This is a genomic window from Halovalidus salilacus (assembly GCF_031852275.1).
Classification (GTDB): Archaea; Halobacteriota; Halobacteria; order Halobacteriales; family Natrialbaceae; genus Halovalidus; species Halovalidus salilacus.
Genome location: NZ_CP134700.1, coordinates 148,940 through 163,948, shown reverse-complemented (window position 1 = coordinate 163,948; position 15,009 = coordinate 148,940). Strand labels below are relative to the sequence as shown.

Below are 15,009 nucleotides of genomic sequence, written 5' to 3'. Positions count from 1 at the left end.
GGCCCGACGGGGCGAGTCGGACGGGGCGGGGACGATCGAGGCCGGGCCGCCCGATTCGAAGGCGGTTTAGCCCCGGCGGCCGGAGGACGTACCGATGCCACTTCGCGTGACGTTTCTGGGGACCAGCGGGGCGATTCCGACGCCCGAGCGGAATCCGACCGGGATCTTCGTCGCTCGGGAGGGCGAGGAGCTGCTGTTCGACGCGGGCGAGGGGACCCAGCGCCAGATGATGCGCTTCGGGACCGGCTTCGCCGTCTCGCACCTGTTCGTCACGCACCTCCACGGCGACCACGTCCTCGGGATCCCGGGACTGCTCCAGACGATGGACTTCAACGACCGCGAGGCGCCCCTGGCTATCCACGGCCCCCACGGCACCCGGCGTCAGCTCGAGTCGCTCGTGAACGCCCTCGGGAACCGCCCCTCGTTTCCGGTGCGGGTCAACCAGGTCGGGGGCGGCGACGTCGCCTACCGCGCCGACGAGTACGAAATCCGGGCCTTCGAGACGGATCACGACACCCGCTCGGTCGGCTACGCCCTCGTCGAGGACGAGCGCAAGGGCCGATTCGACCGGGAGCGCGCCGAGGAACTCGGCGTCCCCGTCGGACCGAAGTTCTCCCGACTCCACGAGGGGAACCCCGTCGAACTCGAGGACGGGACCGTCGTCCGCCCCGAACAGGTGGTCGGCGAGCCCCGACCCGGCCGAACGATCGTCTACACGGGCGACACCCGTCCCACGGTCGAAACGATCGAGGTCGCCGAGGAGCCGGACCTGCTGATCCACGACGCCACCTTCGCCGACGACCGCGCCGAGCGAGCGGTCGAAACCGCCCACTCCACCGCCCGCGGCGCCGCCGAAATCGCCTCGCGAGCGGGGGCGAAGCGACTCGCCCTGATGCACGTTTCCTCGCGCTACGCGGGATACACCGACGACCACCTCGAGCAGGCCCGCGAGAGCTTCGACGGCGAGGTCTTCGTCCCCGGCGACGGGGACGAACTCGAGGTGCCGTACCCGGACGCCGAGGAGTGAGCCGGTCGGATCGGCCGCGATCCTCCGAGGTGGATCGATCTCGAGCCCGAACGGGAATCGAATCGGCTCGCCCATCCGAAATTCCGCGTCGGATTTATACTCCGCTCGACCCTATGCCTCCCTGTGAGTACGCGAACGAGTGCGCTCGACGCGGTCGTCTTCGGCGTCGACATCCAGAGCGGTGACGTGCGCGGTGACTCCCCTTCGTACGCCCTCGTCGTCTACGACGGAGAGGAACTCGAGCGCGACGTCGTCACGTACCGGAAGCTCAGGCGGCTGATCGAGGACGCGGAGCCGGCGATCGTGGCGACGGACAACATGTACGAACTCGCCGCCGACAAGGACGAGCTGATCCGGTTTCTGGGCTCGCTCCCGTCGGGGACGAAACTCGTGCAGGTGACCGGCGCGGAACAGCCCGAACCCCTCTCGCGGGTGGCCAAACGCCACGGCGTTCCCTACGGCAAGGACCCGATGAAGGAAGCCGAGGCGGCCGCCCGGCTGGCGGCCCACAACGTGGGCCACGAGGTGTCGGCGTTCACGGACACGACGACCGTCAAGGTCTCGCGGGGCCGCTCGACGGGGAAGGGGGGCTGGAGCGCCGACCGCTTCACCCGGCGGATCCACGGCGCCGTCAAGCGCCGCGCCCGCGAGGTCGAGTCCGAACTCGAGGCGGCGAACCTCGCGTTCGAGACCGAGGTCCGGGAGGCCTACGGCGGCTTCGCCAACGCCGTCTTCACCGTGGAGGCCCCGCCGACCGAGATTCCGGTCTCGCGGAACCGGGCCGGCGACGTCCGGGTGGAGATCGAGCGCGAGCGACGGGACGGAATCGAGTTCCGCCCGCTCGCCAAACGCCGGGACCACGTCATCGTCGGCATCGATCCCGGGACGACCACCGCCGTCGCCATCGTCTCGCTCGAGGGCGAGGTGCTCGACGTCTGGAGTTCGCGCATGAGCGACGCGGCGGACGTGATCGAGTGGATCGTCGAGCGAGGGCGGCCGGTGATCGTCGCCGCGGACGTGACGCCGATGCCCGAAACGGTCGAGAAGTTCCGCCGGAGCTTCGACGCCGCGGGCTTCACGCCGGCCAGCGACATCCCGATCGACGAGAAGCAACACCGCACGCGCGAGCACCCCTACGACGACGACCACCAGCGGGACGCGATGGCCGCCGCGCTCTACGCCTACGACGCCCACGAGGACCAGTTCGAGCGCATCGCCCGAAAGCTTCCCCCGGGGCTCGACCGCGGCGAGGTCACCGCCCGAGTTGTCGCCGGCGAGGAGAGCGTCGAGGCCGTCCTCCGCGACCTGACCGAGGACGAGGAGGGCGAGGAGGAGTCGACCGAGCACCAGCCGCGGGAGCTCACCCCCGAGGAGAAGCAGATCAAGGACTTGAAGCGCCAGGTCGACCGCCTTCAGTCGCACGTCGAGAAGCTCGAGGGCCGCCTCGAGGAGCGCGACGAGACGATCGAAGATCTCGAGGCCGAACTCGCCGTCTCCCGGCGGGAGGAGCGCCGCCAGGTGCGGAAAGAGCGCGAGGTGACCCGCCTCGAGCGCAAGACCGATCGGCTCGAGGGGGAACGCGACGAGGCCCGCGAGGAGGTCGCGGAACTCGAGCGGAAGGTCGAGCGGATGAAGGCGCTCTGGAAGCTCGACCACTCGAACTTCAGCGACGTCTCGGCGAAGAAGGAGGGGCTGGTCCCGGTGAAGGTCGTCGAGAAGTTCACCAGGGGGGCGATCCGCGAGGCCGACGAGCAGTACGGCATCGCGCCGGGCGACGTGGTCTACCTCCGCGACGCCAGCGGCGCGGGCAAGTCGACCGCCGAGTTACTGGCCGACTTCGACCCCCGGGTCATCCTGAAGGAGGGCGGCCTCTCGGGGATCGCCGACGAGATCCTCTTCGACGCGGAGATCCCCGTCGGCCCGGCCGACGACGTCGCCATGCAGGAGGTCGACGAACTCGCCGTCGCCCGCGAGGCGGACGTCGAAGCGGTGATCGACGACTGGCACGAGCGGGCTCGAGCGCGCGAGCGCGATAAGAAGGCGGCGATGGTCGACCGACTGATCAGCGAGCACCGGGCGGGGAACAACGAGGCCTAGAAGGAACGGGTTCGATTCAGGTTTCGGGGCCGGTCTCCATCGGCGACAGCACCTTCGGCACCTCCTCGAGTTCGACCTCCTCGGTCAGGTCCTCGACCCCGTCGACGGGGCCGTTGACGAACAGCGCGTGGCCGATGAACCCGATCGAGACCCCCCCGAGGGCGACGACCGACGCCTCGATGGGGATCGGCGTCGCGTAGCCGACGAGCACGCCCGCCGCCAGGCTCGCTGCGATACAGACCAACACCAGATCGTAGTACTGCAGCGTATATCCCATACCAAAACGAGGGGCTCGAAGGGTAAAACCGTTCGGAGGGAACAGTGCAAGTCGTTCCGAGGAACCGGTGCAAGCCGACCGCTCAGAACATGCCGAAGGAACTGAGGACGCTCGAGATCAGCGATCTGACGACGAGACCGAGGCCGGCGAGGACGAGGGCGATCCCGACGGCGATGATGGGGTCGGCGTAGGCGACGAGGCCGACGCCGGCGAGGACGAACAGGAAGCCGACGATGCCGAGCGGGCCGAGCTTATCGAACATAGTCAGGATACCAGAGGGGGAGGAAATAAACGGCGTGGTTTTTCCGTCCGGGCGGATCCCGCCGACGGATCGCCCGACCGTAGCGCGCTCGAGCGGTGACGACCGCCAGAGGGAGCGATCGACCGCGGCCGAATCGGGCGGTCGATCTCGGCTGAACCGAACGTCGACGCCGAAGACCGGGCGTACACGTCATCCGGCTGTGACCTCCACGGTTCGATCAATAAAACGTTAAACGGTCACGTCGCCAATCTCGAGGCATGAGCGACGACGAGGGCGGTCGCAAGAACCTCAGAATGCCCGAAGACGACGAGGTCTTCGCGACCGTCACGGACATGCTCGGGGCGAACCGCGTCAAGGTACGGTGCGCCGACGGGAAAGAGCGCACCGCCCGGATCCCGGGGAAGATGCAAAAGCGCATCTGGATCCGCGAGGGCGACGTCGTGCTCGTCGAGCCGTGGGACTGGCAGGACGAGAAGGCCGACATCACCTGGCGCTACGAGAAGAGCGAAGCCGACCAGTTGCGTCGCGAAGGCCACATTCAGTAGTCGGAGACTGGACCGGGAACCGTCGGATCGGCCGATTCGCACGGACGGTCACCGACGGTCGAGTTCCGCGTCGAACCGATCCATCGGACGTTCGTACGGAAATTTCGGACCGAAACGTTCATCGTGAGCTATATCGGGTAGTGGTAACAACAGGCGCGACGTGATAGTATGACAGATAGTACCGATCCGACGGAACCCGACGTCGATCCCGGCCAGGCGTTCGCCGAGGGAACGACGGACGGACCGGACCTGGAGTTCTACGGCGGTCCGGGGATGAGTGCGCTCCCGATCCTGGTGTTCATCGCCTGGGCGATCGTCCAGACGGCGCTGTTGCGAATCTCCTCCGAGGAGGGCCTCGTCGCGGGGATTCTGATCGGGCTGATTGTGGGAATGTTCTTCGTGAAAGGGTCCTGGACGGACTACGCGAACACGATCTTCGAGGGAATGACCCAGCCGGTGGCCGTGACGGCGATCGTCGCCTGGATCTGGGCCGGCATGTTCGCCACGACGTTGCAGGAAGGCGGCTTCGTCGAGGGGCTCGTCTGGCTCGCCGACGTCACCGGAGTCGGCGCGGCGCTGTTCCCGGCGATCACGTTCGTGCTGGCGGCGCTGCTCGCGACCGGGATCGGCACCGGCTACGGCACGACGGTCGCGTTCGTGGCGCTGTTCTTCCCCGCGGGCATCCTGCTCGGGGCGAACCCCGTGTTGCTGTTCGGGGCGATCCTCTCGGGGGCCGTCTTCGGGGACAACCTCGCGCCGGTCAGCGACACGACGATCGTCAGCGCGGTCACCCAGGACGCAGACATCGGGGGCGTCGTCGCCTCCCGGTTCAAGTACGCCATCGTCGCCGCGATCCTGGCGTTCGTGGGATACATCGTCGCCGGCCCGCTTTTGCCCGGCCTGGACGTCGCCGGTGACGCCCAGGAGATCCTGATCGACGAGAGCGAACCGCTGGGACTCGTCCACCTGCTCTCGATGGGCGCGGTCATCGTGACGGCCGTCGCCGGGCGGCACATCGTCGAGGCGATCTCGTGGGGCATCGTCGTCGCCGTCGCCGCGAGCCTGACGCTCGGCCTCTCCTCGGCCGCCGACATCCTCGTCTTCCAGGCGCCGACGGACGCGCCGGCGGCCGACGCGCTCTCCGCCCTTCCGATCGTCGAGGTCGTCTCGGAGGACCCGACCGTCGGCGGCAGCATCGTCGAGGGCGCGGCCGGCTTCTTCACGCTGTCGATCCTCGTGTTGTTCATCATCGCCGCCGCCCAGATCATGATCAGGGGCGGCGCGTTCCAGGCGGTCCTCGACTGGTCGCTCGACAACGTCGCGACGAACGTCCGCAACGCCGAACTGACGATGGTCGGCTCCACGGCGCTGATCAACGCGACGATCACGATCAACACCGCCGCCGAGGTGGCCATCGGACCGTACATCTCGAAGATCGGCGAGCGGTTCAACATCAACGGCTACCGCCGGGCGAACATCCTTGACGCCCAGACGTCGGCGCTCGGCTACATCTTCCCGTGGTCCGGCGGCGTGCTAGTGGGCTACACCACGATGCGACAGCTTCCGGACGACTTCGACTGGTTCGAGGCGTCGATGGTCGTCAACCCCATCGACGTCGTCCCGTTCGTCTTCCACGGCTGGCTGCTGGTGGCGGTGTTCGTCCTCGCGGCGATCACCGGCTTCGGCAGGGAGTACGTGATCGACCGCGAATCCGAGGAGGTGGCCCGCGTATGAGCGTCCTCGAGAAGTTCCTCAGCGGCTGGCGGTTCCGCACGACGAGGCCGACGCTCACCCCGAACTCGGAGGTGAACGTCTTCGTCTCCGAACTGGACGGCGAGGACGTCGGCGTCGCTCGCATCGGCGACACCAGACTGTACGTCGAGGGCGTCGGAGCCGAACACCTCGAGAAGCGCGTCAAAGTCCGCGTCACCGAGTTCGACGAGTCGGACTCGACCGGCAGAGGCGAGTACCTCGAGACGGTCGGCGAGAGTTCGTACAGCGGCTGATCCCGATCGTCGGACCGCTTCGTCCGCCCTCGCCGTGATAGCGGTCGACGGGGCGGACTCGAACTCGAGCGCTACTCGTCCCAGTCGATGAGCGGCGCTCGCTCCGATTCGTGGAGGACGAACGGACCGATGGCGCCCGACTCCTTCGCGATCGAAGCCGTCCGGAGGACGTACGCGGTGAAGATGAAGAACGGAACCAGCGCGAACGTCACGCCGAGGTTGATCAGCCAGACGAGCGAGGGGACCCCGAGCGTCGATCCCGACACGATCCCCGGTTTGAGATAGAGGGCGGCACAGACCGACGAGATGAGCGCCGGAACCCCCGTGTAGAGAATGCGCCGGGAGAGGTTGACCAGTTCCCACTGGAGGTAGTGCGCCTTGAAAAATTCCTCCGCCGGACCGAACAGCGCCAGGATGTCGACGAGGTTCTCGATCGCCTCCCGCTCGTCGTCGCTCACGTTCTCCCGGTGTTCCCAGTACACCCGGCGAACGAGGTAGATCTTCCACGAGTAGTTGTACGAGAGGGCGGCCCGCATGATCGTGAACTCGCCGAACGGTGCGTCCGCCAACTCGTCGGTGGTCTGGTCGGCGCTCGTTTCGATCCGGTCGACCAGTTGATCGACCCGGTTCCTGAAGACGCGGTCGGGGTTCCCGTCGACGGCCTCCCGGAGCGCCTCGGCTCGATCGACGCTCGTGTTGATGAGCGTGCTGAGAAACCGGCTCGGTTCCGGGGGGCCGGTCCACCGAAACTCCCGCTCGGACTCCTTCCTGAACGCCATCGACTTGTCCATTCGCTCGCGTTGCCGGCCCAGCGAGCCGAACTCCTCGGAGAGGACGAGCTGGTTGATCGAGACGACGAGCGTCATCCCGGTGATGAGAACGCCGACGAGGGTCTGAAACAGGGTCTCGATCGTATCTCCGTCGTTCAGGATGGACCGAAGTGGGAGATCGAGCGCGGCGAACGCCGTGAGGGCGACGAAGCAGGCGATAGCCAGCAGTCCCGTGACGATCAGGCGGTTCGCGCCGAACAGGAACCACTCCCTGACCGACCGCCCACCGAACATCATCCTGCGGGTCCGCGAACGACTCGCGGGAGACGTCCCGGTTCCACGCTCATTCCTCGAGCGGAAACAGGCGTTACGGGAGTATAATACGCGGGGGTTACGGACACGGGAGTCACACCCAGGGGTTCCGAACACAGGGATCACGTCGACCGAAAACTCGCAACCGCGATCTCGCGTCGATCCCGAAGCCGCGCCAGTTCGGAATCGAACGTTCGACCGAACGCCCGGCCACGGATTCTCGACTCGCCTCGAGCGGCCCCGACCGACTACAGGTCGGCGACGTCCTCGATGGCGTCGGTCAGCGCCCGGATGCTCTCGAGGTCGTGTTCGCCCATGTGGCCGATGCGGAACGTCTTCTCGCCCAGCGCCGAGCCGTACCCGTTCGAGAAGACCACGTCGTACTCCTCGGAGACGGCCTCGATGGTCGCCGCGACGTCGATTCCCCGCGTGTTCTCGATGCAACTGACCGTCTGGGACTCGTAGCCCTCCTCGGGGAACATCGCGAAGTGTTCGCGGGCCCACTCCCGCGTGTACTCGGCCATCTCGCGGTGGCGCTCGTCGCGGGCTTCGTGGCCCTCCTCGAGCATGTGTTTCATCTGTTTCCGGTAGGCGAGCATGATCGGGATGGCGGGCGTGGAGTGAGTCTGGCCCTTCCGGTCGTAGTAGTCGAGACAGCGCTGGAAGCCGCCGTACCACGAGGCGGAGTCGGACTCGAGTTCGCGCTCGTAGGCGCCCTCGCTGACGACGCACACGGCGAGGCCGGGGGGCATGGCGAAGGCCTTCTGGACCGACGTGAAGATGACGTCGATTCCGTGGGCGTCGATGTCGACGTAGTCGCCGCCCAGCGCGGAGACCGCGTCGACCACGAAGTACGTGTCCGGGTACTCGGCGACGACGTCGCCGATCTCCTCGATCGGATTGCGGACGCCGGTCGAACTCTCGTTCATCACGCACGTGACGACGTCGTAGTCGACGTCGCTCCCCTCGAGCGTCTCGCGGACGTCCTCGGGTTTGACCGCGGTTCCCCACTCGTACTCGAGTCTGTCGACGGACGTGCCGAGGCGGTCTGCGATGTTGGCCTGACGCTCGCTGAAGCTACCGCAGGTCGTACAGAGGACGTGCTCGTCGACGAGGTTGAGGATCGAACTCTCCATGAACTCGGTCCCCGACCCCGTGAGGACGATCGCGTCGTTGTCGGTGCCGAGAAACTCCTTCGTGTCCTCGACGATGGTCGTGTAGAGGTCGGTCATCCGGTCCGTGCGGTGGCCGAACATCGGCTGGCTCATCTCCTCGATGACGTCCTCGCGCACCTCCGTCGGACCGGGGATGTACAGCGTCTTGTCGGGATAGTCGTCCTCGTATTCGCGTTTCTCGGTCACGGAATCACCTGAGTACGGCTTACTGGGTCGTGAGGCGGCATGGTACTTTTGATGCTGGGCGAGAGTGCCGACCAGCACCGAAGGGAGCTACGCACCGCCGGCGTGACGTCGTGCACGTCGACCGGACCCCACGTGCTCGCGCCTTCGAGGCGGCCGGCACGCTCGTTCGGCGGTCGGTGCGGACGGCCCACGGCGCGCTACCGACTGCGTGCGTCGGCGTCGATAAGCGGTCGCTCGGCGGGTGCGCAGAAGTCAACAACCCCGACCTCAAGGGTCGGGGCTTGTCAGTGAACTCCCGCTCTACCGCTAGACAGCGGAGGCGTTGAAATCGCCGTTCGCGTTCACCGTTCCTGACTTTAGGGCTAGTTGACTGGTAGCCCGTCCAGCACCAGACTTGAGCCAGTTCTGGACAAGACGCCACGCCACGTTCCGCGCAGCGTTGTAATCCGCATGCAACTCCTTCTCGCACTTTAGACACTCGAACTCGTCGCCATCGCGGTTATCCTCGTGAGTAAACCCACACTCGCCGTGACTACACCGCTGTGACGTGTACTGCGGCGCAACGGTAGCCACTTCGATGTCGTGTTCCTCAGCCTTGTACTCGACCTGTCGCTGAATTTCCCTGAACGCCCACTGCTGGAACTTCGAGGCGTTCGAGATGCGCGTCCAAATGTGGGTCAACCGCTCGAACGCGATATGCGTACAGTCGTTCTCAATGGCCTCTCGAACGATGTCGTTCGACACGTCATGTAGGCGGTGGCGACTCCACTCGGCGAACCTGTCACCAATTGACTGGATGGTGAGATGCGCCGAACGAGTGCCGGTCTGTTGCAGGTTTCCACGACGGCGTTCGTACTCGTCGCGCTTGTGGTTGAGTTCGTCCGCGTTTCCGAGGAACGCTCCAGTGCTGGTGACGGCGAGGTAGCCGTCCACGTTGAGGTCAACGCCGAGAACCACTCCGTTCTCGGGCTGCTTGTCGGCAGAAACAGGTTTGACTTCTTTCTCAACGGCAACGTGTAGGTAGTATTCGCCGTCTCGCTTGTGGAGCGTGGCCTCTTTTTTCTCCCATTCATCCCCGTTCCAGTACTCCTCGAACGGCGTCCCTCTGTCGTCGTGTGGCAGGACGTATTCGGCGGTCACACGGTCGCCAGTGGTGGCGAGTGTCACGTGGTCGTCGTTGTACGTGATGGTACGCCCGTTGTACACGACGACGCTTCCTCGGAACTCTGGCTTGCTCGTGTTCTTGCCGTCTTCGAGCAAGTCGTGGCAGTTCGAGAGGGCGTCGGCGGCGAGGTTTCTCGCTGATTGGACGAGACTGGATTGGAGACCGGTTTGCTTGCGGACTTCGGTGTACGTGGCTTCGTGGAGTTTGTTTTTGGCTTTGACGAGGTGGTCTGAGTCGTCGCTCCACCCGTAGTCTGCGACGTGTTGGGCGGCTTGGCGGAACTCCTCGAACGCCTCGTCAACATCCGAGTGCCGCGACTCGGGGATGTTGAGTTTGACTTGGATGTTCCTGACCACCTCTGCCATACTTCATTATATGGCAAGATACTATTTAATAGTTGGTGGTTGACCGCGTGGGGGAGTTGGTCGTTCTGTGAGGCGTGGTTGTATTCCCAAGTGTCGGCTTCCTCCCCGAGGTCAAGCCTCGGGGTATCCGCCTTGACCGCTGATGAAAACCGAAAATCGGCGACTGCCCCGCAGTTTCCGTCGATATCGAGTCCGTTACTCGACCTCGATGTCTCCGACCATGGCGCTCGAGTGCGGGTCGCAGACGTACTTGGCCATGTCGCTGGTTGCTTCGATCTCGAGGATCTGGTCGTCGTCGGGTTCCGTGACCTCTTCGGTCTCGTAGTCGTCGATGACCTCGTCGTTCTCGTCCCAGATCTCGATGTTGTGGGCGGCGCCGTCGCCCTCGGACCAGCCGATCGAGTACGTCTCGCCCTCCTCGAGGATGAGCGTCGGGTTCGACGATCCTTCGATGTCCGACGGTTCGAGACCCGTCCATTCGGAGGTTGCCCCCTCGAACAGGATCTCGTCGCCGGATTCGGCCTCGTACTCGCTGCTGCCGCCACCGTTGCCGCCACCGTTGCCGCCGCCGTTGCCGCCGCCGTTGCCGCCGCCGCCACCACAGCCGGCGACGAGGGTCGTCGCGGCCGCCGCACCCGTCACCTTCATCACTGTCCGTCGAGAGTACGTACTGTCTCGTGCCATCGTGAATGGGTTAGTGATGAGCATATAAAAATTGATGCACTCACGACCGTCGATGAAACGCGTTCACACACCACAAAGAGGGACCGTTCGACCGGTGTGACAGTATCGACGGAATTCTCCGCCGGCGAACGACGGATCACCCGTCACCCCGTTGTTTCGCCGGGCGTCGGTTCGAATCGGCGACCGAGATCGTGAGAAACGCCGGCACCGCGACGACCGCGATCGCGATCTCGAGGCCGCCGACGACGAGGAACGCGAGGTCGTAGCCGTGGGCGTCAGCGACCCCGCCCCCGACGAGGAAGCCGGCGAGAAAGCCGAGGCTGCCCGCGAAGTTGAAGCCGCCCATGGCGACGCCGCGTTCGCCCTCGGCGGCGAGGTCGGTCACGAGCGCCATCGTGGCCGGGGAGACGAGCGCGCCGAGGACGCCGACGCCGACCATCGCCGCCGCGGCGAGGGGGACCGACGGCGCCGCGCCGACGGCGACGATCCCGACGCCGTAACAGATCGAGCCGACGACGATCGGGATCGTCCGCCCGATTCGGTCGGAGAGGATCCCCATCGGGTACTGCAACAGCGCGAACGGGGCGAAAAAGCACGCGAGTAAGAGCCCGGTCGCCCCCGCGTCGAGGCCGAACGCCTCCTGAAAGTACAGCGTCCCGACGAGGGCGAAGAAGCCGGCCGTCATCCGGTCGACGAAGCCGAACGCGTAGGGGATCGACAGCGTCGGGCGGCGCCGAACCCCCTCGATGACGGCTCGAGCGGTCCGTCGGTCGGTCGGCGCGCGATCGTCGACCTGCGTAACCAGCCCGCCGACGGCGACGAGCAAGCCGGCCGCGACCAGCAGCGGGGCGACCGGATCGACCGCGGTGAGTTGGCCGCCGATCGGCGCGCCGAGGGCCGCTCCGAGGCCGATCGCGATGCCCGCGGCGCCCATGTTCTTCCCGTGGCCGCCGCGCAGGTCCATCAGCATGGTCATCGTCAGCGAGAAGGCGCCGATGGTCATCGCCCCCTGGACGAAGCGCAGGACGAGGACCCCCTCGAACGAGAGGGAGCCGACCGACGGGACGGCGGCGAGCGCGGCGTAGCCGACGGCGCCCAGAAGCGCGCCGGCGACGATGAACGGCGTCCGCCGGCCCGCGGCATCGCTCGCGATCCCCCAGAGGCCGACGAACGTCACGTAGCCGGTGAACTCGGCGACGAGGAACCACATGCTCGCGTCGAGCGGCGTCTCCGCGAACGACGAGGTGGCCGCGTCCGCCCCGAGGGTCGCGACCAGGGTCGCCACGCCCGGGTAGAGCAACAGCTGGGAGAACAACACCGCGAAGACGACCGCGGCGAGGACGAGTCGATCACGGCCCGGGGTTCGGCTCCGATTCCCGGACCGGGGAGACGCGTCGGGCCGGCCGCCGCTCGAGCCCCCGCTTCGATCACTCGAGTGCACGGTGGACCGTTTCGCCTGCGACCCTATGAACCCGTTCGTTTCGGTAGGAACGGACGGCGCCGTCGTCGTCGGCCGTCGAGTAGCGACTCGCTGTGACCCGTCCGCACCCGTTCCCGACGGCGCCGCCGAAGCGACAGCTCTTGTGTCTCCAGTCGAAACGTCGGGGTAGACGCATGCGCAGCCGTACCCACTCCGACGCCGACGCTGACGCCGACGAGATTCCCGTCACCGTCCTCTCGGGCAGCCTCGGTGCGGGGAAGACGACGCTCCTGAACCGCCTCCTGCGAAACGCCGGCGACCGGGACCTCGCCGTGCTCGTCAACGACATGGGCGAGGTGAACGTCGACGCCGAACTCGTCGCCGAGGGCTCCGACCTCGAGGTCGAAGGCGGCGTCGCCGAACTCTCGAACGGCTGCATCTGCTGTGAACTGCAGGACGACCTCGAGACCGCCGTGGTCCGCCTCGCGCGCGAGCGGTCGTTCGACCACCTGATCGTCGAATCGTCGGGCATCTCCGAACCGGCGCCGGTCGCCCGGCTGTTCACGACCGCCTCGCGCGTGGCCGCCCGGTACGAAATCGACGCCCTCGTGACCGTCCTCGACACTCGCCTCTTTCTCGATTACTTCGCGGGGGAGGGGGTGCCCGAGCGCAGCGACGCCGCGGCGGCGGCGAACGAGGGGGACGGGGAGGGGAACCGACCCCTCTCGGACCTGCTCGTCGACCAGGTCGAGGTGTCGAACCTCGTCCTCTGCAACAAGGCGGACCTCTGCACCGAGGCGGAACTCGAGGAGGCCGAGGAACTCGTCCGCGCCTTCCGTCCGGGCGTCGAGACGATCAGAACGGAGTTCAGCGAGGTCGATCCCGATCGGATTCTCGGGGTCGACCTGTTCGATCCGGACCGGATGGGCGACCTGGCGGGGTGGCAGCGGGCGCTGGCGGAGGCGGAGGGAAGCGATCACGACCACCACGACGACGAGCACGACGACCACGGCCACGACCACCACGACGGCCACGGTCACGATCACCGCCACCCCGACGAGGTCTACGGCGTGACCTCCTTCGTCTACCGAGCCCGGCGCCCCTTCCACCCGAAGCGGTTCGCGTCGTTCCTCGAGACGCTCCCCGAGGGCGTCGTCCGGTCGAAGGGAACGGCGTGGGTCGCCTGCCGAGACGCGAAGATCGGGATCGGACAGGCCGGCCCCTCCGTGCGCGCGACCGTCAGGGGCCCGTGGATCGCCGCACTCCCCGAAATCGACCGAGAGCTGTACCTGTCGAACCGGCCGGGGCTCGAGGACGAGTGGGACGACGAACACGGCGACCGGCGGACGGAACTGGTGTTCATCGGCACGGACGTCGACGAAGAGCGCCTCCGGGCGGACCTCGACGACTGCCTGGTCGCCGAGGAGGAGTGGGCCGACGCCGAGGACCTCGAGAACCCGTTCCCGAGCGACGCGGAGGAGGAGTTCGTGATCCGCGAGCCCTGAGCCACGGGAAAAGCGAGATCGAGATCAGGCGAATTTCTCCTCGAGCGCGTCGAGTAATCGTTCTACCTCCCCCGTTCGCTTCCAGGCGGCGATCCGGTCGCCGAAGGGGATCGGCGCCGCGAGTTCGACCGTCGAGCGAACCGCGACGCGCGAGCCCTCGTTCTCCCGCTCGTGCTCGATCCACGTCTCCATGTGCGCGAACGGCCCCCGGTCGCCCGCCTGCGCGTAGTAGATCGCTGCGTCGCGGTCCTCGAACAGGAGGGGGAACTCGAGGCCCGGACCCGAGGCGAGGACGATCGTCGCCTCGCCGTCATCGGGCTCGAGGACGGACTCGTCGACGGGTTCGACCGGTCCCGACTCGCCGGCGCCCTCGACCGACTCCGGACCGCCAACGTCCTCGACCGTCCGCGCGGTAAAACTCCCCTCGGCCTCGACGATCCTCGTCGGCTCGAGCCAGCGCTCGAGTTCCTCGGGGCTCGCCCGGACGAATCGCGAGCGTTCCACGGTTCGCATACGCTGACGGTGGCGCGTGACCGCCATAAAACCGGGCGGAGCGGGGCACCGTCGGGAGACGGTTCGGGGAGGCGAAGATGGTCCCGGATCGACCCACAGAAACGACTAAGCGTCCCGCCGCGCGAGTGAGGGCCATGAGCGGTCGAGACGACGGTCGGAAGGGGTTTCTGGACGGAGTCGAATCCTCCGAGGGCGACGTGCGCGTCTTCGTCGCCCTCAACGCGATCCTCTCGGCGATGTTCGGCTGGCTGATCGTCTGGGCGCTCGACCTCGCCGGGTTCGTCGAGTACGCGACTCGCACCGTCGCGATCGCCGTCGTCGCCCTCTTTCTCCTGACGTTCGTCGTCGTTCGGTGATCGAGCGCCCGGGACGCGACTCGAGCCTCGAGCGACCGAAAGCGAGCGGCGTCACTCGCTCGAGCAGGTGTCGATGCCCAGCAGCGCGTTCACCGGACACCGCCGGATGACGGCCGTCGCGAGGAGGTCGCTCCCGAGGACGAACGCGAGCGTCCCCGCGGTCCGGTCTCGAGCGCGGTACCCCGTCGCGAGCAGGAAGAGTCCGACGACGACCCGCAGTGCGCGGTCGGCACCGCAGACGTTTCGATCCATACCGGGATCGTCGGTCGCCGACCCCAAAGGTTTCGGCCCGAAGGCCCGGATCGTCTGACGGTTCGGGTCGAGGATTCGAACCCTCCCGTTTC

Annotated in this window: 16 protein-coding genes; 7 read left to right on the top strand and 9 right to left on the bottom strand. The window is 66.7% G+C overall.

Annotated features, from left to right (window positions below; genetic code table 11):
• The first annotated feature begins 94 nt into the window (after window positions 1–94).
• The gene (rnz, locus tag RJT68_RS00790) at window positions 95–1,027 is read left to right on the top strand and encodes a ribonuclease Z (protein ID WP_407038485.1); all 933 of its coding nucleotides are present in this window, start codon (window positions 95–97) and stop codon (window positions 1,025–1,027) included.
• A 123-nt stretch (window positions 1,028–1,150) separates the two neighbouring features.
• Entirely contained in the window at window positions 1,151–3,124 is a 1,974-nt protein-coding gene (locus RJT68_RS00785) for a DUF460 domain-containing protein (RefSeq protein WP_407038484.1), read from the top strand.
• A 16-nt stretch (window positions 3,125–3,140) separates the two neighbouring features.
• Here RJT68_RS00785 and RJT68_RS00780 read toward each other — a convergent pair whose 3' ends face one another.
• On the bottom strand, window positions 3,141–3,401 hold the full coding sequence (locus tag RJT68_RS00780) for a hypothetical protein (RefSeq protein WP_407038483.1): 261 nt from the start codon (window positions 3,399–3,401) through the stop codon (window positions 3,141–3,143).
• Window positions 3,402–3,483: 82 nt separating this feature from the next.
• Window positions 3,484–3,663, bottom strand: a complete 180-nt coding sequence (locus tag RJT68_RS00775; protein ID WP_407038482.1) for a DUF7470 family protein — start codon at window positions 3,661–3,663, stop codon at window positions 3,484–3,486.
• Window positions 3,664–3,920: 257 nt separating this feature from the next.
• On the opposite strand from RJT68_RS00775, the gene eif1A reads away from it, so the two are divergent.
• The 3 genes from eif1A to RJT68_RS00760 all read left to right on the top strand — a co-directional run bounded on the left by eif1A (window position 3,921) and on the right by RJT68_RS00760 (window position 6,214).
• The gene (gene eif1A, locus RJT68_RS00770) at window positions 3,921–4,208 is read left to right on the top strand and encodes a translation initiation factor eIF-1A (protein WP_407038481.1); all 288 of its coding nucleotides are present in this window, start codon (window positions 3,921–3,923) and stop codon (window positions 4,206–4,208) included.
• 168 nt (window positions 4,209–4,376) lie between these two features.
• A complete protein-coding gene (locus tag RJT68_RS00765) occupies window positions 4,377–5,942 on the top strand; it encodes a Na+/H+ antiporter NhaC family protein (RefSeq protein WP_407038480.1) in 1,566 nt (521 codons plus the stop codon).
• Window positions 5,939–6,214 (top strand): DUF7513 family protein, encoded by a 276-nt coding sequence (locus RJT68_RS00760; protein ID WP_407038479.1) that lies wholly within the window; start codon window positions 5,939–5,941, stop codon window positions 6,212–6,214. Before RJT68_RS00765 ends, RJT68_RS00760 begins: the two co-directional genes overlap by 4 nt.
• Before the next feature lie 71 nt (window positions 6,215–6,285).
• Here the strand turns inward: RJT68_RS00760 and RJT68_RS00755 are convergent, their stop codons facing one another.
• The 5 genes from RJT68_RS00755 to RJT68_RS00735 all read right to left on the bottom strand — a co-directional run bounded on the left by RJT68_RS00755 (window position 6,286) and on the right by RJT68_RS00735 (window position 12,189).
• On the bottom strand, window positions 6,286–7,281 hold the full coding sequence (locus tag RJT68_RS00755; protein WP_407038478.1) for a hypothetical protein: 996 nt from the start codon (window positions 7,279–7,281) through the stop codon (window positions 6,286–6,288).
• Between the two features lie 263 nt (window positions 7,282–7,544).
• Window positions 7,545–8,657, bottom strand: a complete 1,113-nt coding sequence (locus RJT68_RS00750; protein WP_407038477.1) for a pyridoxal-phosphate-dependent aminotransferase family protein — start codon at window positions 8,655–8,657, stop codon at window positions 7,545–7,547.
• 306 nt (window positions 8,658–8,963) lie between these two features.
• On the bottom strand, window positions 8,964–10,187 hold the full coding sequence (locus RJT68_RS00745; protein ID WP_407038476.1) for an RNA-guided endonuclease InsQ/TnpB family protein: 1,224 nt from the start codon (window positions 10,185–10,187) through the stop codon (window positions 8,964–8,966).
• A 195-nt stretch (window positions 10,188–10,382) separates the two neighbouring features.
• Window positions 10,383–10,871 (bottom strand): twin-arginine translocation signal domain-containing protein, encoded by a 489-nt coding sequence (locus RJT68_RS00740; protein ID WP_407038475.1) that lies wholly within the window; start codon window positions 10,869–10,871, stop codon window positions 10,383–10,385.
• Between the two features lie 136 nt (window positions 10,872–11,007).
• On the bottom strand, window positions 11,008–12,189 hold the full coding sequence (locus RJT68_RS00735) for an MFS transporter (protein ID WP_407040425.1): 1,182 nt from the start codon (window positions 12,187–12,189) through the stop codon (window positions 11,008–11,010).
• A 296-nt stretch (window positions 12,190–12,485) separates the two neighbouring features.
• Between RJT68_RS00735 and RJT68_RS00730 the strand changes: the two genes are divergently transcribed.
• A complete protein-coding gene (locus tag RJT68_RS00730) occupies window positions 12,486–13,796 on the top strand; it encodes a CobW family GTP-binding protein (protein ID WP_407038474.1) in 1,311 nt (436 codons plus the stop codon).
• Between the two features lie 24 nt (window positions 13,797–13,820).
• Here RJT68_RS00730 and RJT68_RS00725 read toward each other — a convergent pair whose 3' ends face one another.
• Complete coding sequence (locus RJT68_RS00725; protein ID WP_407038473.1) at window positions 13,821–14,309, bottom strand: SRPBCC family protein; 489 nt, start codon at window positions 14,307–14,309, stop codon at window positions 13,821–13,823.
• 134 nt (window positions 14,310–14,443) lie between these two features.
• Between RJT68_RS00725 and RJT68_RS00720 the strand changes: the two genes are divergently transcribed.
• Window positions 14,444–14,665, top strand: coding sequence for a hypothetical protein (locus tag RJT68_RS00720; RefSeq protein WP_407038472.1), 222 nt, complete (start codon window positions 14,444–14,446; stop codon window positions 14,663–14,665).
• Window positions 14,666–14,716: 51 nt separating this feature from the next.
• Here the strand turns inward: RJT68_RS00720 and RJT68_RS00715 are convergent, their stop codons facing one another.
• Complete coding sequence (locus RJT68_RS00715; protein WP_407038471.1) at window positions 14,717–14,917, bottom strand: YgaP family membrane protein; 201 nt, start codon at window positions 14,915–14,917, stop codon at window positions 14,717–14,719.
• Window positions 14,918–15,009 lie beyond the last annotated feature (92 nt).